Source organism: Wenxinia marina DSM 24838, from assembly GCF_000379485.1.
In the GTDB taxonomy this organism is placed as follows: Bacteria; Pseudomonadota; Alphaproteobacteria; order Rhodobacterales; family Rhodobacteraceae; genus Wenxinia; species Wenxinia marina.
The window spans coordinates 137,943-162,694 of sequence record NZ_KB902277.1 but is presented as its reverse complement, the minus strand read 5'-3'; the positions used below and the strand labels follow the sequence as shown (position 1 = coordinate 162,694).

Sequence of the window (24,752 nt, the reverse complement as noted above, 5' to 3'; positions counted from 1 at the left end):
GTCTATCCGTTCACTCTTTGCGGGTGGGTGAAGATGCGGGTCTGCCGCCCCGCGGCCGAGACCAGCGTGACGCCCGCGCCGTCCGCCAGCCGCACCGCGTGGGCCGTCGGCGAGGACACCGCGACCACGACCGGCGCGCCCAGCGTCGCCGCCTTCTGCACCATCTCGACCGACACGCGGCTGGTCAGGACGACCGCGCCCGACGCGCCGTCGATCCCCGCCCGTGCCAGCGCCCCGATCAGCTTGTCGAGCGCGTTGTGCCGCCCCACATCCTCGCGCGCCATGACGATTCCGCGCCCCGGCTGCCAGAAGCCGGCGGCGTGCACCGCCCGGGTCGCGTCGTGCAGAGGCTGGTGCCCGCGCAGCGACTCCAGCGCCGCGCCGACCTCGGCCAGCGGAAAGCGCCAGTCCGGCTCGGCCACGCGGGGCAGGGGCCGGACCGCCGCGGCGAGGCTGTCGATGCCGCAGAGGCCGCAGCCGACCGGCCCCGCGACCGCCCGGCGGCGCGACGCCAGCGCGGCCTCGCGCCCCTCGGGCAACCACATCCGCGCCTCGATCCCGTGCTCGTGGGCCACGACCTCGACCTCGCCGACCTCGTTCGCCGTCGCGATCGCCTCGGACAGGGTGAACCCGATCGCGAAGTCCGTGAGATCCGCCGGCGAGGCCATCATCACGGCGTAGGTGGAGCCGTTGTAGACCAGCGCCACCGGCGTCTCCTCCGGCAGCGCCCGCTCCTCGGGCCCGGCGGGCCCGAGGGCGGGCGTCAGGCGGACGCCCTCCAGCCTCATTCCGCCGCGATCCGCCGCGACCGGGTGCTGAGCGCCTGATAGTCCTCCTGCCAGTCGGTCGGCCCGTTCGACAGCGACACCTGCACCGCGGTCACCTTGTATTCCGGGCAGTTGGTGGCCCAGTCCGAGAAGTCGGTGGTGATGACGTTGGCCTGCGTCGTCGGGTGGTGGAACGTGGTGTAGACGACGCCCGGCGACACCCGGTCCGTCAGCTCGGCCCGCAGCGACGTCTCGCCCGAGCGCGAGGCGAGGCGCACCCAGTCGCCCTCCTTCACGCCGCGCACCTCGGCGTCGTGGGGATGGATTTCCAGCCGGTCCTCGCCGTGCCAGACGGTGTTGTCGGTGCGGCGGGTCTGCGCGCCGACGTTGTACTGGCTGAGGATCCGCCCCGTCGTGAGCAGCAGCGGGAAGCGCGGCCCCGTCTTCTCGTCCGTCGCCACGTACTCGGTATTGATGAACCGGCCCTTGCCGCGGACGAAGCCGTCCACGTGCATGATCGGCGAGCCATCGGGCGCCGCGTCGTTGCAGGGCCACTGGACCGAGCCGCGCTCTTCCAGCATCTCGTACGAGACGTGGGCGAAGCCCGGCGTCGTCGCCGCGATCTCGTCCATCACCTGGGACGGGTGGGTGTAGGTCCAGCCGGCGCCCATCGCGTTCGCCAGCAGCTGCGTCACCTCCCAGTCGGCATAGCCGTTCTTCGGCTTCATCACCTCGCGCACGCGGTTGATGCGCCGCTCGGCGTTGGTGAAGGTGCCGTCCTTCTCGAGGAAGGTGGAGCCGGGCAGGAAGACGTGGGCGTAGTTAGCGGTTTCGTTCAGGAACAGGTCCTGGACGATCACGCACTCCATCGCCGCAAGGCCGGCCGAGACGTGGCGGGTGTCGGGGTCGGACTGCAGGATGTCCTCGCCCTGGATGTAGATGCCCTTGAAGGTACCCTCGACGGCGGCGTCCAGCATGTTGGGAATGCGCAGCCCCGGCTCCTTGTCGAGGACCTTGCCCCACATCTCCTCGAACACGGCGCGGGTGGCGTCGTCGGAGACGTGGCGGTAGCCCGGCAGCTCGTGCGGGAAGGAGCCCATGTCGCACGCGCCCTGGACGTTGTTCTGACCGCGCAGCGGGTTCACGCCCACGCCGGGCCGGCCGAGGTTGCCGGTGAGCATGGCAAGGTTGGCGATCCCCATGACGGTGGTCGAGCCCTGGGAATGCTCGGTCACGCCGAGGCCGTAGTAGATCGACCCGTTCGGCGCCTGCGCGAACAGGCGGGCGGCGGCGCGGAGCTCGGCGGCGGGGACGCCGGTATGGCCTTCCGTCGCCTCGGGCGAGTGCCGCTCGTCGGCGGCGAAGGCGGCGTAGTCCTGGAACTCGTCCCAGTCGCAGCGCTCGCGGATGAAGGCCTCGTCGAACAGCCCCTCGGTGACGATAACGTGCGCCAGCGCGGTGACCACGGCGACGTTGGTGCCGGGCCGCAGGGCCAGGTGATGCGCCGCCTTCACGTGGGGCGTGCGGACGAGGTCGATCCGGCGGGGGTCGATGACGATGAGGTCTGCGCCCTGGCGCAGGCGCTTCTTCAGGCGCGAGGCGAAGACGGGGTGGCCGTCGGTGGGGTTGGCGCCGATGACGATGACGCAGTCCGTCTCCTCGACGCTGTCGAAGTTCTGCGTGCCCGCGCTGGTGCCGAACGTCGTCTTGAGGCCGTAGCCGGTGGGCGAATGGCAGACCCGGGCGCAGGTGTCGGTGTTGTTGTTGCCGAACACGGCGCGGATCATCTTCTGGACGAGGAACGTCTCCTCGTTCGTGCAGCGGCTGGAGGTGATGCCGCCGATCGACTGGATGCCGTGCCGGCCCTGGATGTCGCGCAGGCGCCCGGCGGCGAAGCCGATCGCCTCGTCCCACGAGACTTCGCGCCACGGCTGGTCGATGGTCTCGCGGATCATCGGGTTCAGGATGCGGTCCTTGTGCCCGGCATAGCCGTAGGCGAAGCGGCCCTTCACGCAGCTATGCCCGCGGTTCGCCGCGCCGTGCTTCCACGGCACCATGCGGACGACCTGGTCGCCGCGCATGTGCGCCTCGAACGAGCAGCCGACGCCGCAATAGGCGCAGGTCGTCACCACCTTGCGGTCGGGGGTGCCGAGTTCGATGACGGACTTCTCCTGGAGCGTCGCGGTCGGGCAGGCCTGCACGCAGGCGCCGCAGCTGACGCATTCGGACGACAGGAAATCGTCGGCGCCGGTGCCGGCCGACACCCGGCTGTCCCAGCCGCGGCCGGCGATGGTGAGCGCGAAGGTGCCCTGCACCTCCTCGCAGGCCCGGACGCAGAGCGAGCAGACGATGCACTTGGACGGGTCGTAGGAGAAGTAGGGGTTGCTGTCGTCCTTGGGCAGCCATTGCGGATTCGGCCCGTCGGCGGTCCGCACCTCGAAATGGTTGTCCTTGTGCGTCTCGTAGCGCACGTCGCGCAGGCCGACCGCGCCGGCCATGTCCTGCAGCTGGCAGTCGCCGTTGGCGGCGCAGGTCAGGCAGTCGAGCGGGTGGTCCGAGATGTAGAGCTCCATCACGCCCTTGCGGATGCGGCGCACCTTGTCGGAGTGGGTGTGCACGACCATGCCTTCGGTCGCGGGCGTGGTGCAGGAGGCGGGGGTGCCGCGGCGGCCCTCGATCTCGACCACGCACAGGCGGCACGAGCCGAATGCCTTGACGTTGTCGCTGGCGCAGAGCTTCGGCACCTGGATGCCGGCCATTTCGGAGGCGCGCATGACGGACGTGCCCTCGGGCACCGTGATCTCGAACCCGTCGATGCTGAGGGTCACCTGCCGGTCGCTTTTCACCGCGGGGGTGCCGAAGTCGCGGTCGTCCCAGGGGATGATGAAGTCCTTCATGGGTCAGATCCCTTTCCCGGCCCGCGCATGCGCGACGAGGGCGTTGGCATGTCCGTGTCCGAGCCCGTGCTCGGCCTTCAGCCAGGCGACGGTCTCCATGTGCTTCTCGTCCGGCCGGCCGGCGATCAGGTCCAGCCAGTGCCGGACGGGCTGGCCGTACTTCTTCTCGATCGAGGGGAAGTACGAGGCGGGGCCCTTCACCTTGTCGGTCATCGCGCGCCTTTCCAGCCAGACAACCCCGTCCCGGGCCTGACCCGGGACCTCGACCCGGCGGGGGGCCGGGGCGGGTACTCGTGGGGGCAGGGCCCGCTCATTCCGCGGCCTCCCGCGCCTTCGCGAAGTCGTCAGGGAAATGCGTCACCGCGCTCATCACCGGGAACGGCGTGAACCCCCCCAGCGCGCAGAGCGAGCCGTCGCGCATCGTCTCGCAGAGGTCCGCGAGGAGGGGCAGCAGCCCCGGCTCGCCGGCCGCGATCCGGTCGATCGTCTCGACCCCGCGGACCGCGCCGATCCGGCAGGGCGTGCACTTGCCGCAGCTCTCGACGGCACAGAACTCCATCGCGAAGCGGGCCTGCCGGACCATGTCGACGCCGTCGTCGAACACCACGAGGCCCGCGTGGCCGATCAGCCCGCCCTCGGCGTCGAACTCCTCGTAGCCGAAGGGCGTCGCGAACTTCGCGGGCGGGAAGTAGGCGCCGAGGGGCCCGCCCACCTGCACCGCCTTCACCGGCCGGCCCGAGCGGGTGCCGCCCGCGAGATCGTCCACGATCTCGCCGAGGCTGAGGCCGAAGGCCGTCTCGAACAGCCCGCCCCGCGCCACGTTGCCGGCGATCTGCAGCGTCACGGTCCCCTTCGACCGGCCGCGGCCGAAGCCGGCGTAATGCGCGGCACCCTTCTCCAGGATCACCGGCACGGTAGCGAGCGAGATGACGTTGTTCACCACGGTCGGCTTGCCGAACAGCCCCTCCAGCGCCGGCAGCGGCGGCTTGGCGCGGACGATTCCGCGCTTGCCTTCCAGCGAGTTCAGCAGAGACGTCTCCTCGCCGCAGACATAGGCGCCGGCGCCGACGCGGATCTCCATGTCGAAGGCGCGGCCGGACCCGAGGACGTCGGCGCCCAGCACCCTAGCGGCCCGGGCGCGGCGCACCGCCTCCTGCATGGTGGCGATGGCGTCCGGATACTCGGACCGCAGGTAGACGTAGCCCTTTGTGGCGCCGACGCAGAGGCCGGCGATCGCCATGCCCTCGACCAGGCTGAACGGGTCGCCCTCCATCAGCATCCGGTCGGCGAAGGTGCCCGAATCGCCCTCGTCGGCGTTGCAGACGACGTACTTCTGCGGCGCCTCGGCAAGCCGGACGGTGTCCCACTTGATCCCGGTGGGGAAGCCGGCGCCGCCGCGGCCGCGCAGGCCGCTTTCCTTGATCTCGTCGACGATGTCCTGGCCCGACATCCCCAGCGCCCGCCGCAGGCCGGCGAGGCCGCCATGCGCCTCGTACTCGCCGAGGTCGAGCGGGTCGATCACGCCCACCCGCTGGAAGGTCAGGCGGTCCTGCCGCTTCATCCAGTCGAGGTCGTCGGTCGGCCCCAGAGCCTTCGGCCCGCTGAGGTCGAGGATCGCGGCCGCGTCGGAGGGCAGGGCGGGGCCGAAGGCGTGGCGCACGCCGTCCACCTCGACCTCCACCAGCGGCTCCAGCCAGACCATGCCGCGGCTGCCGTTGCGCACGATCGTCAGGTCGAAACCGCGCTTCGCCGCCTCGTCCGTCAGCGCGGTCACCACCTCGTCGGCGCCGAGGGCGCGGGCGGCGGCGTCGCGGGGCACCCAGACCTTCATGCGCGCAGTCCTTCGATCAGCGTCTCGAGCTTCTCGCGATCCATCCGGCCGATCACCTGGTCGCCCACCATCGCGGACGGGCCGCAGGCGCAGAGACCGAGGCAGTAGACCGGCTCCAGCGTCACGCGCCCGTCGGGCGTCGTCTCGTGCCAGCCGATGCCGAGGCGCGCCTGTGCGAGCTTGGCGATGCCGGCGCCGCCCTGCGCCTGGCAGGCCTCGGCCCGGCACAGTTTCAGCACGTGCTGGCCGGCGGGCCTTTCGCGGAAGTCATGGTAGAAGGTGACGACGCCGTAGACCTCCGCCCGGGAGAGGTTCAGCGCCTCGGCGATCACCGGCACGGCCGCCTCCGGCACATGGCCCCACTCGGCCTGCACCGCGTGCAGGATCGGCAGGAGCGGCCCCTCGAGGGCGGCATGGTCGGCGACGATGTCGCGGACGCGGTCGGCAAGGTCGGTCATCGGGCGCTTTCGGAAGGGCAGGGCACGCGCGCGCATCATCCCCGGATTGGCGCGTCGTTCAATATCGATCTTCCGTGATCTGATAGGATTTCTCTATCAAATCCCCGACAGCCGCCCCGCCTCCCGCAGCAGCGCGTCGATCACCGGCGTATGCGGCTCGCGCCATGGCGCGACGAGGCCCACGGCGTTGCGCGCGTCCGGCTCGACCAGGGGGATCGCCGCCACCGGCGCGCTGGCGAGGAAGATCTCGGCGGCGCGCATCGGCAGGACGGTGGCCCAGCCCTGCAGGACGTGGCTGATGAGGACGATGGTGGAGTTCGTCTCCACCGACGGCTGCGTGCGGACGCCCGCGGCGGCGAGATGGCCGCCGGTGATCCGCCGGTTCTGCATGTCCGGCGTCAGCAGGGCGAGGGGCAGGGTGCCCAGCTCCGCCCAGGGCACCGAGGCGCGGCCGGCGAAGATCGAGTCGTTCCGCACGATCAGAGCGTAGCGCTCGTCGTAGAGCGGCACCGTCACGACCCGGCCCAGGGGCTCGTTGTCGAGATAGGTGATCCCGGCATCGACGCGCAGGTCCTCGATCATCGACAGGATGTCGGTGGAGGTTGCGGACAGGATCGTGAAACGGACATTGGGGTGCGCCGCCGCCAGCGCGGTCGTCAGCTCGGACACCGCCGACAGCGCGGTCGGGATCACGGCGAGGCGCAGATCGCCCGACAGGCCCGAGCGGGCGGCGCGCAGCTCCTCCTTCATCGTGCGGGCGTCGCCGACGATCCGCCGCGCCCAGTCCAGCACGCGCTTGCCCTCGGGCGTCAGCCCGCCGAAGCGGCTGCCGCGCTGCACCAGCATCACGCCCAGCTCGGCCTCCAGCGACTTGATCGCCGCCGACAGCGTCGGCTGCGTCACGCCCACCGCCTCGGCCGCGCGGCCGAAGTGGCGGGCCTGGGCGAGGGCGACGAACATCTCCAGCTTGTCGATCATGGCGTTTCTCCCGTTCGGGCGGCCGGTCCGGACAGCGTGCCGCCCCGGCGGGAGGGCGTCCAGAGGCCCGGTGGGCCGGATCTCGCGGCGTCGTCCTGACGACGATTTCGTAGATCCGCCCGAAGGCGCGGCGGAACGACGGCCGCACGCGAAGCCGGCCGTCACATCGCCTGACGCGACTTCACCTGCCCGTGCGTCGCGGCGTCACGCGATGTCCGCTCTTGCCATTTGCGTCAACTGGTCAAAGGATCGCGCCATGTCCCGCGTCCGCGCGGGAAGGCTGCCCCATCCACCGACAGCCGGCACCAGACCGGCCGAGACGACAAGGGAGACCCCACATGACACTTCGCAGAACGCTTCTGTCCGGCACCGCCGCCGCGCTGGTCGCGATGGCCGGCTCCGCCGCCTTCGCCCAGGACATGGCCGGCCCCAACGGCGAGCAGCTGGCCGAGAACCAGACCTTCACCTACCGCGTGCTGGACGAGTTTCCGTCGATCGACCCGAACCTGATCGAGGACGTCGAAGGCTCGGCCATCGGCCGGAACCTGTTCGAAGGCCTGATGAATCAGGACAGCGAAGGCAACGTCGTGCCCGGCGTCGCCACCGGCTACGAGGTCTCCGACGACGGCCTGACCTACACCTTCAACCTGCGCCCCGAGGCGATGTGGTCGAACGGCGAGCCGGTCACCGCGCAGGACTTCGTCTATTCCTGGCAGCGCGCCGCCGATCCGGCGACCGCGTCCGAGTACCAGTGGTACATGGGCCTGATGGCGATCGAGAACGTCGACGCCGTGATGGCCGGCGAGATGGACCCGTCCGAGCTGGGCGTGACCGCCGTCGATGACCACACGCTCGAGGTCCGCCTGACCCAGGCGCTGCCCTACTTCCCGCAGATGGTCACCCACACCACCACCTTCCCGGTCCCGCAGTCGGTGATCGAGGAGCATGGCGACGCGTGGACCCAGCCCGGCAACATGGTCGGCAACGGCGCCTACGTCCTGGAAGAGCGCGTCCCGCAAGAGCGGATCGTCCTCACCAAGAACGAGAACTACTGGGATGCCGAGAACGTCTACCTCGACACCGTCACCGCGCTCATCATCAACGACGAGAACCAGGCGCTGACCCGCTACCTCGCCGGCGAGCTGGACCAGACCGACATGCCGGCCGGCCAGTTCCCGCGCCTGTCGGAAGAGTACCCGACCGAGGCGATCTCGGTGCCGAACCTGTGCACGTACTACTACAACGTGAACCTGACCGACGCCGGCCTTCCGGCCCTGCAGGAGGCCAGCGTGCGCGAGGCCCTCTCGCTCGCCATCGACCGCGACGTGATCGTGGACTCGGTGCTGGCCGGCGGCCAGGTCCCGGCCTTCTCGCTGACCCACTGGGCCACGGCGGGCTTCGAGGTGCCGGAAAGCGACGTGATGTCGATGACCCAGGAAGAGCGCAACGCCCGCGCGCAGGAGCTGATGGCCGAAGCCGGCTACGGCACCGACGGCGAGCCGCTCGAGATCGAGATTCTCTACAACACGTCGGACGCGCACCGCTCGGTCGCGGTCGCGATCGGCCAGATGTGGCAGCAGACGCTCGGCGTCACGACCACGCTCGCCAACCAGGAGTGGCAGACCTTCCTGACCACCCGCGGCGAGAAGCAGTACCCGGGCGTCGCGCGGGCCGGCTGGTGCGCGGACTACAACGAGGCCTCGTCGTTCCTCGACATCATGCAGTCCGACTCGGGCTACAACGACTCGGGCTTCGCGTCCGAGGAGTACGACAGCCTGATGGCCGAGGCGCGCACCGCCGAGGATCCGCTCCCGCTGTACCAGCAGGCGGAAGAGATCATCATGGCCGAGCACCCGATCCTGCCGATCTACTTCTACTCGACCGTGTTCATGCTCGACGACACCATCAAGGGCTGGCCGCTCGAGAACGCGCAGGACAACTGGTACGCCAAGGACCTGTACCGGGTCGCCGGCGAATAAGCCGACATCGTAACCGATCCGCTCGCGTCCCCCGAAAGGGGGGCGCGAGCCTTCGCCTTTTGTGCCTGCGCGGGGGGCCGTCCCACACATGTTCAGCTACATCCTGAGGCGCCTCGCCGTGGCGGTGCCGACGCTGCTGATCCTCGTCGTCTTCTCGTTCGTGCTGATGTTCGCGGCCCCCGGCGGCCCGTTCAATTCCGAGCGCCCGCTGCCGCCGCAGATCATGCAGAACATCGAGGCGCGCTACGGCCTCGACCAGCCGTACTGGAAGCAGATGGTCGACTACGTGGTGAACGTGGTGACCCGCTTCGACTTCGGCCCCTCGTTCCAGTACCGCGACCGCAGCGTGAACGACATCATCCGCCAGGGCTTTCCGGTGACGCTGACCTACGGCCTGTGGTCGGCGCTGGTGGCGGTGATCGTGGGCGTCGCGCTCGGCGTCGTCGCGGCGATCCGCCAGAACAGTTGGGTCGACTATTCCGCCGTCGGCATCTCGATCGGGGCGCAGGCGCTGCCGAACTTCGTCATGGGTCCGATCCTCGTCCTCGTCTTCACGCTGTGGCTGGGCTGGCTGCCCGGCGGCGGCTGGCGGGGCGGGCAGTGGGAATACGTGATCCTGCCGGTGATCGCGCTGTCGACGTCCTACATGGCCTCGATCGCGCGGATCACCCGGTCCTCGATGCTCGAGGTGCTGAACTCGAACTTCATCCGCACCGCGATGGCCAAGGGCCTGCCGATGCGCCGGGTGATCCTGCGCCACGCGCTGAAGCCGGCCCTCCTGCCGGTGCTCAGCTACCTCGGCCCCGCCATCGTCGGCATGATCACCGGCTCGGTCGTGGTGGACGTCATCTTCTCCACCGGCGGCATCGGGCAGTTCTTCGTCAATTCCGCCTTCAACCGGGACTACGCCGTCATCATGGGGATCACGATCCTCGTGGGCGCGTTGACCATCGGCTTCAACCTTCTGGTCGACATCCTGTACGCGTGGATCGACCCGAAGATCCGCTACTAGGAGGGGACGCGCATGGCACAGGTCCGCGACAACCTCGACACGCAGAAGCACGCCACGCCTCAGGCCGACATCATGGACCTGTCGGGCACCGATCACGAGATCAAGGGCCGGTCCCTCTGGGCCGACGCGCGCACCCGCTTCTTCCGCAACAGGGCCGCCGTGCTCGGCCTCGTGGTGCTGATCCTCGTCGCGCTGTTCGCCACCTTCGGAGGGCTGATCGCGCAGTACGAGCCGCAGTACGTCGATTTCACGCTGATGGGCGCGAACGCGTACAAGGGCGTCCCCTCGATCGAGACCGGCCACTATTTCGGCACCGACGTGGACGGGCGCGACCTGTTCGCGCGGACCGTCGTCGGCACCCGCATCTCGCTTCTCGTCGGGCTCGTCGGCGCGCTCGTCGCGGTGATCGTCGGCACGCTGTACGGCGCGACGGCGGGATACCTCGGAGGCAAGACCGACCAGATCATGATGCGCTTCGTCGACATCCTGATGTCGATCCCGTTCATGTTCGTGCTGATCCTGATGCTGGTGATCTTCGGCCGGTCGATCCTGATGCTGTTCATCGGCATCGGCCTGATCTCGTGGCTGGACATGGCGCGGATCGCCCGGGGCCAGACCCTGTCGATCAAGGGCAAGGAGTTCGTCGAGGCCGCGGTCGCCACGGGCGTCAGCCCCCTGCGGATCATCCTGCGCCACGTCGTGCCGAACCTTCTCGGCATCGTGATCGTGTACGCGACGCTTCTCGTGCCCGGCATGATTATCTTCGAGAGCTTCATCTCCTATCTCGGTCTCGGGATTCAGGAGCCGATGACCTCGCTCGGCGCGCTCATCAACGGCGGCACCAGCCAGATGAACAACGGAACGCTCTGGATGCTGCTCTACCCGCTGTTCTTCTTCCTGATCACGCTGTTTGCGCTGTTCTTCGTGGGCGACGGCCTGCGCGACGCGCTGGACCCGAAAGACCGCTGACGGCCGACGCCGCCGGCGCACTGCAAGGACCTTCGATGCTGCTCGAAATCGACAATCTCGGCGTGACCTTCACCACCGGCGACGGCGAGGTGAACGCGGTCAACGGCGTCTCGTTCGGCATCGACCGGCAGGAGACGCTGGCGATCGTGGGCGAGTCCGGATCGGGCAAGTCGCAGACCGCCTTCGCCGCGATGGGCCTGCTGGCCAAGAATGGCCGCGCCACCGGGTCGGTGAAGTACCAGGGCAAGGAGCTGCTGGGTCTGACGCCCCGGCAGCTGAACAAGATACGGGCCGAGGAGATCGCGATGATCTTCCAGGACCCGATGACCTCGCTGAACCCTTATCTGCGCGTCTCGGATCAGATGGCCGAGGTGCTGACCCTGCACAAGGGACTGTCGAAGAAGGCCGCCGTCGACGAAAGCGTGAAGATGCTCGACGCGGTGCGCATCCCCGATGCCCGCAACCGCGTGAACATGTACCCGCACGAATTCTCCGGCGGCATGCGCCAGCGCGTGATGATCGCGATGGCGCTCCTCTGCCGGCCCAATCTGCTGATCGCGGACGAACCGACGACCGCGCTCGACGTGACCGTGCAGGCGCAGATCATGAAGCTGCTGGGCGAGATCCGGCAGGAGTTCGGGACCGCCATCATCCTCATCACCCACGACCTCGGCATCGTGGCCGAGTTCTGCGACCGCACCCTCGTGATGTACGGCGGCCAGATCATGGAGGACGGCCCGACCGACGGCCTCTTCGCCGCGCCGGCGCATCCCTACACGCTGGGCCTGCTGTCCGCCGTGCCGCGCCTCGACCGGGACGACGTCGATCTCGCGACCATCGCGGGCGAGCCGCCGGACATGAGCCGGCTGCCGAAGGGCTGCCCCTTCACGCCGCGCTGCGCCTTCCGGCTGGAGCAGTGTCCGACCGTCCGCCCGCCGCTCGACCCGTTCGAGCCGGGCCGCCGCCGCGCCTGCCACGCCCCGCTGGAAGAGGTGCGCAGCGGCGCGCCGCAGGGACGACCGCCCGCGAAACCGCTGGTGGAGGCCCAGCCATGAGCGCCCCGCTCCTGTCCTGCCGCGACCTGTCGGTGACGTTCGACGTCAACCGCCGCGGCGCCTGGCCCTGGACGCCGCCGATGAAGCTGCGCGCCGTGTCGGACGTGTCCTTCGACCTCGCGCCGGGAGAGTGTCTCGGCGTCGTCGGCGAGTCGGGCTCCGGCAAGTCCACGCTCGCCCGCGCCATCGTCGGCACCGTCCCGACCTCCGGCGGGCGCATCGTCTTCGACGGGACCGAACTCAGTTCGATGTCCCCGCGCGAGCGGCGGCGCCACCGCAAGGGCGTGCAGATGGTGTTCCAGGACCCGCTCGCGGCCCTGAACCCCCGGATGCCGGTCGGCGACATCATCGCCGAGCCGCTGCTGACGCACCATCCCGACACCCCCAAGAAGGAGGTGAAGGCCCGCGTGCAGGAGATGATGGAGCGGGTGGGCCTGCTGCCCAACCTCATCAACCGCTACCCGCACGAATTCTCCGGCGGCCAGTGCCAGCGCATCGGCATCGCCCGCGCGCTGGTGCTGAAGCCCCGCCTGCTGATCTGCGACGAGCCGGTCTCGGCCCTCGACGTGTCCGTGCAGGCCCAGGTGGTGAACCTCCTGAAGGAGCTTCAGCGCGACATGGGGCTGTCGATGATCTTCATCGCGCACGACCTGTCCGTGGTGAAGCACATCTCGGACCGGATCGTCGTGATGTATCTCGGCCGGCTGATGGAAGAGGCGGCGTCGCGTCCGCTGACGACCCGGCCGCGGCATCCCTATACCCAGGCGCTCATCGCCTCGGTGCCGATCCCCGACCCGGTGCTGGAGAAGGCCCGCGTCCGCCCGATCATCTCGGGCGAGCTGCCCTCGCCGCTGAACCCGCCGTCCGGCTGCGTCTTCCGCACCCGCTGCCCCAAGGCCCGCCCCGACTGCGCCGAGGGCATCCCGCCGATGCTGGAGCCGGAGCCCGGCCACTTCGTCGCCTGCCCCTACAACGAGGTGCAGGACGTGCTCGCCGTCGCCGACGAGGCGCGGGAGAAGGTCACGTAGGTGGAGCCGGGGGCGGGGTAGGGCGGGTGAAACCCACCTTCGTCCGACGATCGCCGATGGTGGGTTTCACCCACCCTACATCGCACGGCGCTGACGCGGCTGCGTAGGGCGGGTGAAACCCGCTTTCGGGCGCGCGGTGGGTTTCACCCACCCTACACGCTCATCGTCGCCGCCACCGCCCGCTTCCAGGCGGCGTAGCGGCGGTCCCGCTCGGCCTCGTCCATCGCGGGGGTGAAGGTCCGCTCCAGCGCCCAGCCTGCCGCGAACTCCTCCATCCCCGGCCAGACCCCGGCCTTCTGCCCCGCCAGCCAGGCGGCGCCGAGGGCGGTGGTCTCCGTCACCTTCGGCCGGTCCACCGGGGCGCCGAGGATGTCGGCGAGGAACTGCATCGTCCAGTCGTTCGCCACCATGCCGCCGTCGACGCGCAGCGTCGGCGCGCCGTCGGCGTCGGTCCAGTCGGCGTGCATCGCCTCCAGCAGGTCCCGGGTCTGGAAGCCGACGCTCTCCAGCGCCGCGCGCGCCAACTCGGCCGGGCCGGTGCTGCGGGTCAGGCCGAAGGCGGCGCCGCGGCTGCCCGGGTGCCAGTAGGGCGCACCGAGGCCGGTGAAGGCGGGGACGAGGATCACCTCCTGGCTCGGGTCCGCCGCCTGGGCCAGCCCTTGCGTCTCCGCCGCCGTGCCGATCGCCTTCAGCCCGTCGCGCAGCCACTGCACCACCGCGCCCGCGACGAAGATCGACCCCTCGAGCGCGTAGGTCGGCCGCCCGCCGAACTGGTAGGCGATGGTGGTCAACAGGCGCGAGGACGAGCGCACCGCCGTCTCCCCGGTGTTCAGCAGGGCGAAGCACCCGGTCCCGTAGGTCGACTTCAGCATCCCCGGCCGGAAGCAGGCCTGTCCCAGCGTCGCCGCCTGCTGGTCGCCCGCGACGCCGAGGATCGGCACCTCGCCGCCCAGCAGGGTCGTCGTGCCGAAGCCCGCGTCGCAGTCCCTGACCTCGGGCAGCATCGCCATCGGGATGCCGAGCCGGCCGCAAATCTCCTCCGACCAGGCGCCGTCGTGGATATCGTACAGCATCGTCCGGCAGGCGTTCGTCGCGTCGGTGGCGTGGACCCGGCCCTCGGTCAGGGTCCAGATCAGCCAGGTGTCCACCGTCCCGAACAGCAGCTCGCCCGCTTCGGCCCTGGCCCGCGCCCCCTCCACCTCGTCCAGGATCCAGCGCAGCTTGGTGGCCGAGAAGTAGGGGTCGACGATGAGGCCGGTCCGCGCGGTCACCGTCTCCTCGAACCCCTCGTCCTTCAGATCGGCGCAGAGCGGCGCGGTCCGGCGGTCCTGCCAGACGATCGCGTTGTGCACCGGCCGGCCGGTCGCGCGATCCCAGACCAGCGTCGTCTCGCGCTGGTTGGTGATGCCGATCCCGGCGAGGTCGCCCGCCCCCTTTCCGGCCTTCTCCAGCGCCGCCCGGGCCGTCGAGAGGACCGTGCCCATCAGGTCGGCCGGGTCGTGCTCCACCCAGCCGGAGCGGGGAAAGTGCTGGGGGAACTCCTCCTGTGCGACCGCGACGATCTCCATCGCCGGGCCGAACAGGATCGCCCGGCTGGATGTGGTGCCCTGGTCGACCGCCAGAATGTGCGACATCGGTGCCTCCTCCCTCTCTCGCTGCCGACTTTAGGAACGACGCCGGCAGGAGGCCAGCGGGGCAGGGGGCGGACATGAAAAAGCCCCCGGGTCACCGGGGGCTTGCGGTCGGTGTCCCCGCGCATCGGGCGCGGGGGCCGGTGCGGGTCAGGCCGCGTCCTTGGGCGCCTTCGGCGCGGGGGCCGGCTGGGGCCGGCGCCTGGTTCCGAATGTCGTCACGCCAGCAGTGCCGGCTCCGGCAAATCCGGTCATGGAACTCTCCCTTTTCTTGGCGGAGGGCGCCGGCAGCAGAGGCGGCGCCTAGGTCGTTTTCATATAACGTTGTGTCGCGAAAAGCAAGGTCGGGCTGTCGGCGCGATCAACCTGGAATTGCGGGCGGACGGCCGGGGCCGCTCGCTGCGCTACGTCACTGCGATCGCTGGAGCGCGGTTTGCGGTCATCCGACGACGAAACCGCCGCCAGGATACGCCGCGCTCGACATCAGCCGCGCCGGCGTCCGGGAAGCGCCCCTCGCCAGACGCCGCCCTTCGTTCCGCCAGTACAACGGTCGCCGGCGAGCCGGGCGCACGGTCCCCCAGGCCGCCTTCCAGACCGGAGCGTCGGTCCGGAGCGGCCCGTTCAGTCCACGCAGATCGCCTCGACCTCGCCCTCGTCGGTCAGGTAGGACCGGCAACCGAACGGGTCCGCGTGCGTCGCGCATGTCCGCGTCTCGCTCTCGCACCAGGCGCTGCAGTCCGATGCGCGCGAACAGGCCTGCCCGGCATCCGGCGTCCGCTCGGCGCAGAACTCCCCTCCGAGGAGGCCGGCGATGGACACCCGCCCGCCCCGCGCCTCGCACGCCGCCTCCTCCGCCGGGCCCAGCGAGGGGCGGTCGTCCGTCTCCTCCTCGATGCAGCCGGCCAGGGCGACATGGGCGATGAAGGCGAAGTTTCTCATGAGCATCGGCTCCAGTCGGCCCGGCCTTCGGCCGAGCGGTAGCTGAGGACGCCCCCGCTCAGCGCCAGCCGGGCGAGCTCGGTCCTGGTCCGGCCACGGGCAGTGCAGGTCATCTCCGCCAGCAGGCCCCCGCCCGCCGCCGGCGTGGCGCGGACGAGCCTGCAGAGATTGTCCAGCCCCTCCAGCGTGGTCTCCCCGATCCGCACCGTCCCCGCCGCGGAGGCGGCGGCGACGCAGTCCGGGGCCGGGGACCACATCCCCCGGTAGGAGACGGGAAACCCAGTCCCGACCGGCAACTCGCCGGTCGGACCCGGCGTGCAGGCCGCGAGGGCGAGCGGGAGGAGGGGCAGGGCGCGCATGACCGCGACGCTACGCCCGCCGCGCCCGGCGGGAAAGCCCCGGCTGCCTCCGGCTCGGCGAAGGTCCCCCGCTTCCGTCCGCCCCCACCCGGTGGCAGGGTGCGGCCATGAGATGCTTCGTCGCCCTCCCGCTGCCCGCCGGTCCGGTCCGCGCGCTGGAGGCCGTGCAGGACGGTCTCAAGCTCGGCCGCCCGACCGATCCCGAACAGATGCACCTGACCCTCGCCTTCCTCGGCGAACGGCCCGACGCCGACATCGAGGCGGCCCATGAGGCGCTGTCGGACATCCGCCGTCCGGCCTTCGAGGTGCGGATCCGGGGCCTCGACACGTTCCGGACTCCCGACGGCGGCCTCACGATCTGGGCCGCTCTCGCCGATCCGGCCCCGGTCGCCGCCCTCGCCGCCAAGGTCCGCTCCGCCCTCCACGGCGTCGGCCTCCCGCTGGAGCGCCGCCGGTTCCGCCCGCACGTGACCCTGACCCGTCTGTCGCCGGCCGAGGCAACGGACGAACCCGCCATCGCCCGCGCGCTCGCGCGCTGGTCCGCCTTCCCGTGCCCGCCCTTCACGGCGGACGAGATGGTCCTCTACCGCTCCACGCTCCTCAAGAGCGGCGCGGTCCACGACGACCTCGCCCGCTACCCGCTGGAGGGCGGATCGGTCGCCTTCGAAGTATGAAGGGGAGATCCCGGTGGCAGCCCGTAGGGGAATCGAACCCCTCTTTCCAGGTTGAAAACCTGGCGTCCTAACCGATAGACGAACGGGCCGCAGCCGGTGAGGGGGCTGATAAAAGAAGGTTTCGGCGGGCGCAAGAGGGGACCTTGCGGAATTATCGCGCGGCGGTTTCGAGGAGGGTCAGGGCGTCCGCCAGCGATCCGTCGGGGGTGCGCCCGGCGGTGTCGAGAACCAGCGCTGCAGGGTCGGGGCGAAAGGCGCGGGCGCGGACTTCGGACCAGGTGGGCAGGACGTGGCCGGGCAGGTCGGCGCGGCGGTCTCGACCCGCTTGCGGTGCACGATCTCGTCCGAACAGACGATCCGCATCGCGACCATCGCCGCCAGGCCCTCGGCCGCCGCGGCCCAGCCGCGGTCCAGTTCGGCCATTCCGTTCACCGCGTCGCCGATGACCACGTGTCCGAAGGCGAGATTGTCCCGGGCGAGGCCCATCGCGGCGCGGTAGCCGTGGTCGATGACCTCGACCGGGGCATAGGGCGACGTCCGCAACGCCTGTTCGATCGTGTCGATCCGCAGGTGCACGGCCCCAAACCGCGTCGCGAGGCCGTGGGCCAGCGTCGTCTTGCCGCTGCCCGGAAGCCCCGACAGGACGATCAGCAGCGGCCGCCTCATCCGCCCGCCGGGGCGGCGTCCTCCAGCTTCAGCTGCGCCGACTTGCGGCCCTGCCAGACGTTGACTTCCAGCCGCCCGGCGACGTGGAACCGGCGCCCGCCGTGGCCCGCCAGAGCCGTCCCCAACGCCGTGCCGACTGCGCCGAAGGCGATGCCGTCCAGCCGCGCGCCGAGGCCGTCGCCGACCGTCACCTTCAGGTGCCCGGTCCCGACCTCGCGGGTCTGCAGAACGCGGCAGTCGGCCAGAGCGAATCGTGGAGACGGGGCGGAGGCACCGAAGGGGCCCGCCGCCTCGACCTGCTCGACCAGTTCCACCGTCGCGGCGCCAGGCATCAGCAGCCCGTCCAGCGTCAGGTCCGCCGGACCGCCTCGCCCCGCGCCCTGCCGCGCCAGCAGCTCGCCCAGCCGCGCCATCGCCGCCTCGATCTTCCCTTCCTCGACGGTCAGCCCCGCCGCCATCCGGTGTCCGCCGCCCTTCAGCAGCAGCCCTTCCGCGGCCAGCCGCTGGATCGCGGCGCCGAGGTCGACGCCCGCGACCGACCGGGCGGAGCCCTTGCCGATCCCGTCCTCCAGCCCGATCACGACGGCCGGTCGGTTCGTCGCCTCCTTCAGCCGCGCCGCGACGATGCCGACGACGCCGGGATGCCAGCCCTCGCCCGCCGCCCAGACGAGCGGACCGGAGGTCCCCCGCGCCTCGGCCTGCACCAGCGCGGCCTCCTTGACCTGCGCCTCGATCTCGCGCCGCTCGGCGTTCAGCTTGTCCAGCCGCTCGGCCAGCGCCGCCGCCTCGTGGGGATCGTCGGTGGACAGGAGCCGCGCGCCGAGGTTGGCCATGCCGATCCGCCCGCCGGCATTGACCCGCGGGCCGAGGAGGTAGCCGAGGTGATAGGCGGTGGGCATCGTGTCGACGCCCGCGATGTCGGCGAGGGCGCGCAGGCCCGGCCGCTGCCGCTGCGCCATCACGGAAAGGCCGCTGCGCACCAGCGCGCGGTTCACGCCGATCAGGGGCGCGACGTCCGCCACGGTCGCCAGCGCGACGAGGTCGAGCATCGCCATCAGGTCCGACCCGCGTTCTCCGTCCGCCCGCAGGCGCCGGTTCACCTCCACCAGCATCAGGAACACGACCGTCGCCGCGCAGAGATGGCCGAGCGCGCCGTCCTCGTCCTGCCGGTTCGGGTTCACGACCGCCACCGCATCGGGCAGCGTCTCGGCCCCGAGATGGTGGTCGAGGACGATCACGTCGGCACCCCTCGCCGCCGCGATCGGCCCGTGGCTGAGCGTCCCGCAATCGACGCAGACGATCAGGTCGTGCTGCGCCGCGAGACCGGCCATCGCGACGTCGTTCGGCCCGTACCCCTCGTCGATGCGGTCGGGCACGTAGAGCGTCGCCTCGCGGCCCATCGCCCGCAGCCACGACAGGACCAGCGCCGCCGAAGCGCCGCCGTCCACGTCGTAGTCGGCGAAAACGGCGATCCGCTCGCCCCGGCGCACCGCCTGCAGGAACCGCGCCGCGGCCCTGTCCATGTCGCGCAGCGTCAGCGGGTCGGGCAACAGGTCCTTCACCAGCGGCTTGAGGAACGCCGCCGCCGCGCCCGCCTCCACGCCGCGCCGGACCAGCAGGCCGCACAGGACGCGGGGCAGGCGGGTCGCCTGCACCATCGCCTCGGCCAGCCGGTCCTCGTCGGCGCTCGGCCCGACCCAGCGCCGGCCGGAGGCGGAGGCGCTGACGTTCAGGAACGCCGGCACCGCGATATCGAGTGTGCCATCCATGACGCTACACTAGATGTCGCCGCCCGGATTCGCCACACCCATGCCTTCGCATGTCACACACATACGCGGCCGGACGCCGGCCACGCGCGGTCACTTGACGGGATTGCGGTAGGTCATCCGCCGGATGCTGCCGCTCTTGGAGCGCATCAGGATCGTCTCGGCAGTCACGTAGCCCGGCTCGCGCCGGATGCCGGGGACGAGGCTCCCGTCCGTCACCCCGGTCGCCGCGAAGATCACGTCGCCGGTCACCAGATCGTCGCGGGTGTAGACCCGGTCGAGGTTGGTGATGCCGGCCTTCTTCGCGCGGCCCCGCTCGTCGTCGTTGCGGAACAGCAGCTTGCCGAACATCTGTCCGCCCATGCATTTCAGCGCCGCCGCGGCCAGCACCCCCTCGGGCGCCCCGCCGGAGCCCATGTACATGTCGATTCCCGTCTTCTGCGGCTCGGCGCAGTGCATGACGCCGGCCACGTCGCCGTCGGTGATCAGCCGGATCGCCGCGCCGGTGGAGCGGATCTCGGCGATCATCTCCTCGTGGCGCGGCCGCTCCAGCACGCAGACGGTGATGTCGGTGATCGAGCAGCCCTTGGCGGCGGCAAGCGCCGACACCCGCTCGGCCGGGGCCATGTCCAGGGTGACGACCCCGCGGCGGAAGCCGGGGCCGATGGCGAGCTTGTCCATGTAGACGTCGGGCGCGTGGAGCAGCGTGTGCCGCGGCGCCATCGCGATCACGGTCAGCGCGTTCGGCATGTCCTTGGCGGTCAGCGTCGTCCCCTCCAGCGGGTCGAGCGCGATGTCCACCTCCGGCCCCGACCCGGTGCCGACCTCCTCGCCGATATACAGCATCGGCGCCTCGTCCCGCTCGCCCTCGCCGATGACAACGGTGCCCCTGATGTCCAGCATGTTCAGCTGGTTGCGCATCGCGTTGACGGCGGCCTGGTCGGCACGCTTCTCGTCGCCGCGGCCGATCAGGTCGGCGCAGGCGATGGCCGCCGCCTCCGACACCCGGGCGAGCCCGAGAGAGAGCATGCGGTCCATGAATTCAGGGGCGTCGGCCATTCGTCGGTCCTTCGGGGGATGAGCGTCGCGGCCTGCCTAGCCCGAGCCTGCGACGGCGCACAACCTTGTGACCGCTAACGGTGGTCCCGTGAGGTGGCGGACCGAGGGGTGCACACCCCGACCTCCCCGAGGCTGCCCCCTGCCGACCGCCGTGGCGGGGGAGCACAGGCCGGTGCACCGAACCCGTGACTTCGGCGAGCGGATTTTCCAAGCCACACGCGACCGCCCGGAAGGCATGAGCCGCGAGAGATCGAATGCCCGCCCGATGAGCAGGGGTGCCTCCGGATCGGTCGGCCGGCGTACAAATGGGCGCTGCGGCGGAACGCCAGCATGGCCTGCGCGTTGTTCCGCTGCCCAAATGGCGGAACGATCCGAACCACACATGGCTGCCCGACCGACACCGTCCGCCGTCGCGGACCCCGATGCTGCGATGCCCGATGTCGATCTCGGCGCGTCGACCCTGCTCCTCGACTTCGACGGCACGCTCGTCGACATCGCCGAGACCCCGGACGGGGTCCTCGTCGATGCCGGCCTGCCGGATCTGCTTGCGCGACTGTCCGACGCAACCGGTGGGCGGATTGCGCTGGTCAGCGGTCGTGCCGTCGCCGACGTGGGCGGGTTCCTGCCCGACTTTGACGGCCTGATCATCGGCGGCCACGGAGCCGAGCGACGCGAGGACGGTCACGTTCGTCGTCATCCGGCGGCCGACAGTCCGGCGCTGCCCGAGATCGTCGAAGCCGCCGAGGGTTTCGCCGCCGGCCGCGACGGCCTGATCGTGGAGCGCAAGCCGACCGGGATCGTCGTCCACTATCGCAGGCGGCCCGACGCGGCCGAAGGGGTGCTGGCCTTCGTCGCAGGCCTCGCCGAACTGCACGACGGGTTCGAGCTTCACGAGGCCAAGATGGCCGCCGAGCTGCGGCCCGAGGGCATCGGCAAAGACGCCGCCATCGCCGACCTGATGTCCGAGCCGCGCTTCGCCGGGACCATTCCGATCTTCTTCGGCGACGACGCGACGGACGAGCCGGCGCTGGTCTGGGTCGCCGAGGCGGGAGGGGTTGCGGTCAAGGTGGGCGAGGGCGAAAGTGCGGCGCCCCTGCGGCTGGCCGATCCGGCCGCCGTCCGGGCGCTGCTGGATCACTGGACAGGGGGGAACAGGGAATGGCCGGCCGGCTGATCGTCATCTCGAACAGGATACCGACCGATGCGGCGCCCTCGGGCGGCCTCGTCGTGGCCCTGCACGATGCGCTGAAGGCGCGCGGCGGGCTGTGGGTCGGCCATTCGGGCAAGGTGACCGACAGCCCCGCCGAGGGTCTGACCACCATCGCCGACGAGCCCTATCAGCGCCGCGCCTTCGACCTCACCCCGGCCGAGCACAAGGGCTTCTACCTCGACTACGCCAACGCGACGCTGTGGCCTCTCTTCCATCACCGCGCCGACCTGATGACGCTCGATCCCGAGAGCTCGCGCATCTACTGGGAGGTGAACCGCAAGGTGGCGCAGCTGGTCGCGGCCGAGCTGCAGCCCGATGACGTGGTCTGGGTGCAGGACTACCATTTCATCCCGCTCGCCCAGGCGATGCGGATGGAGGGGGTGAAGAACCGGATCGGCTTCTTCCTGCACATCCCGTTCCCCAACGCCAGCGACGTGCCGGCGCTGCCCGAGCAGCGTTATCTCGCGTCCTGGCTCGCGGCCTACGACCTCGTCGGCCTGCAGACGCGGCGCGACGTGGCGGCGGCGATCGACGTGCTCCGCCGGTCGGGGGCCGAGATGCTGCTGCGCGGGCAGATGCGGCTGGGCGACCGGCACTTCACGCTCGGCTCGTTCCCGATCGGGATCGACGTGGACGACTTCGTCCGCGCGGCCGAGGCCGCCCCGCCCGCCGGCGCGACCCTGCGGATCCCCGACGAGGAGAAGCTGATCCTCGGCGTCGACCGGCTGGACTATTCCAAGGGCATCCCCAACCGCTTTTCCGCATTCGGCGAGTTCCTCGCGACGGGCGAGGACGGCGAGCCGCGGGCGACGCTCCTGCAGATCGCGCCGCCCAGCCGCGAGGACGTCGAAGCCTACCGCGAGATCCGCGAGGAGCTGGAGACGCTGTCCGGCCGGGTCAACGGCAACCATGCCGAACTCGACTGGACGCCGATCCGCTACATCCGACGCGGCCTGCCGCGGGACGTGCTGGCGGGGCTATACCGGCGCGCGGACGCGATGCTGGTGACGCCGCTGGCGGACGGGATGAACCTGGTGGCGAAGGAATACGTGGCGGCGCAGGACGGCGCGGATCCCGGCGTGCTGATCCTGTCGCACTTCGCCGGCGCGGCCGAGCAGCTGGACGCCGCCCTGATGGTGAACCCCTACGACACCGCCGAGACCGCCAAGGCGATCCGCCAGGCGCTGAGCATGCCAGAGCACGAGCGTCGCGCCCGGCACCTGTCGCTGATCCGCACGATCCGCGAGACGGACATCGCCTGGTGGACGGCGACCTACCTCGACGCCCTGACCGGGAGGGCGGCGTCGGCAGCGGCGTGAGGGGCGCGGCGGGGCGCGGCGGACTGCTGGCCCACCTTCCGGATCCCGGGAATACCCGCCCCGGGCCTGACCCGGGGGCTCGCGCAACGCGGGCCACCCGTTTGGCGAGGTCCCGGGTCAGGCCCGGGACGCAGACTCTGCGGCGCCGCCGTCCTGCAAAGCGGCAGGGCCATTCCAGCGGGCGCCACCGTCTCCGCTTCGGCCCGCTTGCAACGCCTCGCTTCCGCTCGTGCCGGGGCAGCGGCGCGGTGTTGGACACGCGCCCGGCGCGCGCTACGCCTGACCTGAGAGGAGGCGCGGCGTGCTGGCACGGATGAAGGATTACGGATCGACCTTCCTGAAGGTCTGGTTCGTCGCGGACCGGGTCCATCTCGGCCTGATCGCGGCCGGGGTCGCGTTCTTCGCCATGTTCGCGCTGTTTCCCGCGCTCGCCGCCGTCATCGCGATCTTCGGCCTCGTCGCCGACCCCATCGTGATCCAGACCCAGCTGGAACTGGTGCGCGAGCTGATCCCGCCCGACGCCTACGACGCGCTGTTCAGCCAGCTGGAGAACCTGCTGTCCGCGCGGCCCGAGACGCTGACCTTCGCGACGGTCCTGTCGCTGTCGGTGGCGCTGTTCTCGGCGCGGGCGGGGGTGGCCGCGCTGATGCTGGGGCTGAACTCGGTCTACGACAGGCCCGTGCGCGGAGGGCTGCGGCACATCCTCGCCGCGATCACGATGACCTTTTCGCTGATCGGCGTGGCACTGACTGCCTTGCTCATGGTGGTCGTCGCGCCGGTCGTCATCGCGCACGTCCCGCTCCCCTGGAGGGCGGCGGCGGTGCTGGAGCTTCTACGCTGGCTGATCGCCTTCATGGTGCTGCTGGCGGGCCTCGGGATCCTCTACCGCTTCGGCCCCAACCGGCGCGAGGCGCGGCCGAGCTGGGTGACGCCCGGCGCACTGGTGGTGATCGTGCTGTGGCTGGCCGCCTCGACTGGCTTCTCGCTCTACCTGTCGAACTTCGGCCGCTACAACGAGGTCTACGGCTCCATCGGGGCGGCGGCGGCGATGCTGATGTGGCTCTACATCAGCGCCTATCTGATCCTCTTCGGAGCGGCGCTGAACGTGGCGATCGAGAAGCGGGGGCTGGCGCGCGAGGGACCCCGGCCGACGGAGCTGGAGCATCCCGAGCCGGGCAGCCAGGAATCGCCCCTCGGCTCCTAGGCGGTGACCGGCAGGGCGAGTGCAAGGCGGCCGAGGACCAGCGTCCAGTCGGCGTCGTAGGTCTCGCGCCGCGCAGAGGCGCTCTCGCCCGGCGGCCAGCCGCCGTGGACGAGATCGACCCGTGTGCCGCCCGCGCCGTCGTCGGAGAAGGTCACCGTCAGCTCGGTCGGTCCGTCCTCGCCCAGGTGCCAGTCCGCCTCCAGCCGCCGGCCCTCCTCCCACCGCGTGATCGTGGCCCAGGTGACGCGCCGGCCCTCCGGCGTGGTCTCGACGATGCGGCCGCCCTCGCGCGGCTCGACCGTCAGGTCGGCGGGACGGCCGCCGCGCCCGCCGCTGGCGGTGTGGCTGTCCGGCCACCAGCGGGCGATGCCGCGGGTGAAGAGGTCGAACGCGTCCCGGGGCGGCAGCGGCACGGTGACGCGCTTGCGCACGGGGGGCCGCGGGTCGGGGCGGAGGTCGGGCAGGGCGCTCATCTCGGTCTCTCCTTCTCGCGGCGCCGGGCCTCGAGCCGCGCCTCGGCGGCGAAGGCCGCCAGCGCATCGTCCCACATGGCGTCCAGCCAGGCGCGCAGCTCGTCCACGCCGCCGGGGGCGAGGCCATAGTAGCGCCGGGTGCCGTGCGGCGTCACCTGCAGGAGGCCCGCCCCGGACAGGACGCGCAGGTGCTGAGACACCGCCGGGCGGCTGACCGGCAGGCCGTCGGCGAGGGCCGAGACGGGTAGGGGGCCTCCGCGCAGCCGCTCCACGATGCAGCGGCGGGTGGGATCGGCGAGGGCGGCTATTGCGGTTTCGTAAGTCACGTCCTACGGTAAGCGATGACTTACGATCATGTCAACGATCCGGTTACCAACCCGGGAGCCGCCGGTCCGCCGGCCGGCCCCTCCTTGCAGCCCCGTCGCCGGGTCACTAAGACTCCCGAAGGATTTCTCCCCTAGCGACGACACGTCCCGTT

General features: G+C 70.9%; 23 protein-coding genes and 1 tRNA gene. 9 read left to right on the top strand and 15 right to left on the bottom strand.

Going from position 1 to position 24,752, the window contains the following annotated elements; translation table 11 throughout:
* Window positions 1–2: 2 nt before the first annotated feature.
* From fdhD to A37W_RS0102690, 6 genes are all read right to left on the bottom strand, one after another.
* Window positions 3–788, bottom strand: coding sequence for a formate dehydrogenase accessory sulfurtransferase FdhD (gene fdhD / locus A37W_RS0102715; protein WP_018301487.1), 786 nt, complete (start codon window positions 786–788; stop codon window positions 3–5).
* Window positions 785–3,664, bottom strand: a complete 2,880-nt coding sequence (gene fdhF / locus A37W_RS0102710) for a formate dehydrogenase subunit alpha (protein ID WP_018301486.1) — start codon at window positions 3,662–3,664, stop codon at window positions 785–787. The genes fdhD and fdhF overlap by 4 nt, the downstream gene beginning before the upstream one ends.
* Window positions 3,665–3,667: 3 nt before the next feature.
* Window positions 3,668–3,877, bottom strand: a complete 210-nt coding sequence (locus tag A37W_RS0102705; protein WP_018301485.1) for a DUF4287 domain-containing protein — start codon at window positions 3,875–3,877, stop codon at window positions 3,668–3,670.
* 97 nt (window positions 3,878–3,974) lie between these two features.
* Window positions 3,975–5,495: a formate dehydrogenase beta subunit gene (locus tag A37W_RS0102700; RefSeq protein ID WP_018301484.1), complete on the bottom strand. Its 1,521-nt coding sequence runs from the start codon at window positions 5,493–5,495 to the stop codon at window positions 3,975–3,977.
* The gene (locus A37W_RS0102695; RefSeq protein ID WP_040753375.1) at window positions 5,492–5,953 is read right to left on the bottom strand and encodes a formate dehydrogenase subunit gamma; all 462 of its coding nucleotides are present in this window, start codon (window positions 5,951–5,953) and stop codon (window positions 5,492–5,494) included. Before A37W_RS0102695 ends, A37W_RS0102700 begins: the two co-directional genes overlap by 4 nt.
* A gap of 96 nt (window positions 5,954–6,049) precedes the next feature.
* Window positions 6,050–6,931 carry a LysR family transcriptional regulator gene (locus A37W_RS0102690; protein WP_018301482.1) on the bottom strand — a complete coding sequence of 294 codons (882 nt, stop codon included), beginning with the start codon at window positions 6,929–6,931 and terminating at the stop codon, window positions 6,050–6,052.
* Window positions 6,932–7,269: 338 nt separating this feature from the next.
* Between A37W_RS0102690 and A37W_RS0102685 the strand changes: the two genes are divergently transcribed.
* The 5 genes from A37W_RS0102685 to A37W_RS0102665 all read left to right on the top strand — a co-directional run bounded on the left by A37W_RS0102685 (window position 7,270) and on the right by A37W_RS0102665 (window position 12,974).
* Window positions 7,270–8,910: a peptide ABC transporter substrate-binding protein gene (locus A37W_RS0102685; RefSeq protein WP_018301481.1), complete on the top strand. Its 1,641-nt coding sequence runs from the start codon at window positions 7,270–7,272 to the stop codon at window positions 8,908–8,910.
* 88 nt (window positions 8,911–8,998) lie between these two features.
* On the top strand, window positions 8,999–9,922 hold the full coding sequence (oppB, locus tag A37W_RS0102680; RefSeq protein WP_018301480.1) for an oligopeptide ABC transporter permease OppB: 924 nt from the start codon (window positions 8,999–9,001) through the stop codon (window positions 9,920–9,922).
* A 72-nt stretch (window positions 9,923–9,994) separates the two neighbouring features.
* Window positions 9,995–10,891 (top strand): ABC transporter permease subunit, encoded by an 897-nt coding sequence (locus tag A37W_RS0102675; RefSeq protein ID WP_040753373.1) that lies wholly within the window; start codon window positions 9,995–9,997, stop codon window positions 10,889–10,891.
* A 35-nt stretch (window positions 10,892–10,926) separates the two neighbouring features.
* Window positions 10,927–11,946: an oligopeptide/dipeptide ABC transporter ATP-binding protein gene (locus tag A37W_RS0102670; RefSeq protein ID WP_018301478.1), complete on the top strand. Its 1,020-nt coding sequence runs from the start codon at window positions 10,927–10,929 to the stop codon at window positions 11,944–11,946.
* The gene (locus A37W_RS0102665) at window positions 11,943–12,974 is read left to right on the top strand and encodes an oligopeptide/dipeptide ABC transporter ATP-binding protein (protein WP_018301477.1); all 1,032 of its coding nucleotides are present in this window, start codon (window positions 11,943–11,945) and stop codon (window positions 12,972–12,974) included. Before A37W_RS0102670 ends, A37W_RS0102665 begins: the two co-directional genes overlap by 4 nt.
* A 152-nt stretch (window positions 12,975–13,126) precedes the next feature.
* Here the strand turns inward: A37W_RS0102665 and glpK are convergent, their stop codons facing one another.
* The 3 genes from glpK to A37W_RS0102650 form a co-directional block, all read right to left on the bottom strand.
* Window positions 13,127–14,608, bottom strand: a complete 1,482-nt coding sequence (glpK, locus tag A37W_RS0102660; RefSeq protein ID WP_018301476.1) for a glycerol kinase GlpK — start codon at window positions 14,606–14,608, stop codon at window positions 13,127–13,129.
* A 618-nt stretch (window positions 14,609–15,226) separates the two neighbouring features.
* Window positions 15,227–15,544, bottom strand: coding sequence for a hypothetical protein (locus A37W_RS0102655; protein ID WP_018301475.1), 318 nt, complete (start codon window positions 15,542–15,544; stop codon window positions 15,227–15,229).
* Window positions 15,541–15,903: a hypothetical protein gene (locus A37W_RS0102650; protein ID WP_018301474.1), complete on the bottom strand. Its 363-nt coding sequence runs from the start codon at window positions 15,901–15,903 to the stop codon at window positions 15,541–15,543. The genes A37W_RS0102655 and A37W_RS0102650 overlap by 4 nt, the downstream gene beginning before the upstream one ends.
* A gap of 107 nt (window positions 15,904–16,010) precedes the next feature.
* Between A37W_RS0102650 and thpR the strand changes: the two genes are divergently transcribed.
* Window positions 16,011–16,577: an RNA 2',3'-cyclic phosphodiesterase gene (thpR, locus tag A37W_RS0102645; RefSeq protein ID WP_018301473.1), complete on the top strand. Its 567-nt coding sequence runs from the start codon at window positions 16,011–16,013 to the stop codon at window positions 16,575–16,577.
* A gap of 14 nt (window positions 16,578–16,591) precedes the next feature.
* Here thpR and A37W_RS0102640 read toward each other — a convergent pair.
* The 4 genes from A37W_RS0102640 to glpX all read right to left on the bottom strand — a co-directional run bounded on the left by A37W_RS0102640 (window position 16,592) and on the right by glpX (window position 20,068).
* A tRNA-Glu gene (locus A37W_RS0102640) sits at window positions 16,592–16,666 on the bottom strand.
* Window positions 16,667–16,754: 88 nt separating this feature from the next.
* The gene (locus tag A37W_RS20800; RefSeq protein ID WP_051081031.1) at window positions 16,755–17,243 is read right to left on the bottom strand and encodes a P-loop nucleotide/nucleoside kinase family protein; all 489 of its coding nucleotides are present in this window, start codon (window positions 17,241–17,243) and stop codon (window positions 16,755–16,757) included.
* Window positions 17,240–19,012 (bottom strand): single-stranded-DNA-specific exonuclease RecJ, encoded by a 1,773-nt coding sequence (gene recJ, locus A37W_RS0102630; RefSeq protein ID WP_018301472.1) that lies wholly within the window; start codon window positions 19,010–19,012, stop codon window positions 17,240–17,242. Before recJ ends, A37W_RS20800 begins: the two co-directional genes overlap by 4 nt.
* Window positions 19,013–19,102: 90 nt before the next feature.
* Window positions 19,103–20,068, bottom strand: coding sequence for a class II fructose-bisphosphatase (gene glpX / locus A37W_RS0102625; protein WP_018301471.1), 966 nt, complete (start codon window positions 20,066–20,068; stop codon window positions 19,103–19,105).
* Window positions 20,069–20,498: 430 nt separating this feature from the next.
* Between glpX and otsB the strand changes: the two genes are divergently transcribed.
* The 3 genes from otsB (at window position 20,499) to A37W_RS0102610 (ending at window position 23,801) form a co-directional block, all read left to right on the top strand.
* Window positions 20,499–21,242 (top strand): trehalose-phosphatase, encoded by a 744-nt coding sequence (gene otsB / locus A37W_RS0102620; protein WP_018301470.1) that lies wholly within the window; start codon window positions 20,499–20,501, stop codon window positions 21,240–21,242.
* Window positions 21,227–22,597 carry an alpha,alpha-trehalose-phosphate synthase (UDP-forming) gene (locus A37W_RS0102615; protein WP_018301469.1) on the top strand — a complete coding sequence of 457 codons (1,371 nt, stop codon included), beginning with the start codon at window positions 21,227–21,229 and terminating at the stop codon, window positions 22,595–22,597. Before otsB ends, A37W_RS0102615 begins: the two co-directional genes overlap by 16 nt.
* Window positions 22,598–22,898: 301 nt before the next feature.
* Window positions 22,899–23,801: a YihY/virulence factor BrkB family protein gene (locus A37W_RS0102610; protein WP_229666014.1), complete on the top strand. Its 903-nt coding sequence runs from the start codon at window positions 22,899–22,901 to the stop codon at window positions 23,799–23,801.
* Here the strand turns inward: A37W_RS0102610 and A37W_RS20795 are convergent.
* Entirely contained in the window at window positions 23,798–24,274 is a 477-nt protein-coding gene (locus tag A37W_RS20795; protein ID WP_018301467.1) for an SRPBCC domain-containing protein, read from the bottom strand. The genes A37W_RS0102610 and A37W_RS20795 overlap by 4 nt on opposite strands.
* Complete coding sequence (locus A37W_RS0102600) at window positions 24,271–24,600, bottom strand: ArsR/SmtB family transcription factor (RefSeq protein WP_026198248.1); 330 nt, start codon at window positions 24,598–24,600, stop codon at window positions 24,271–24,273. The genes A37W_RS20795 and A37W_RS0102600 overlap by 4 nt, the downstream gene beginning before the upstream one ends.
* Window positions 24,601–24,752 lie beyond the last annotated feature (152 nt).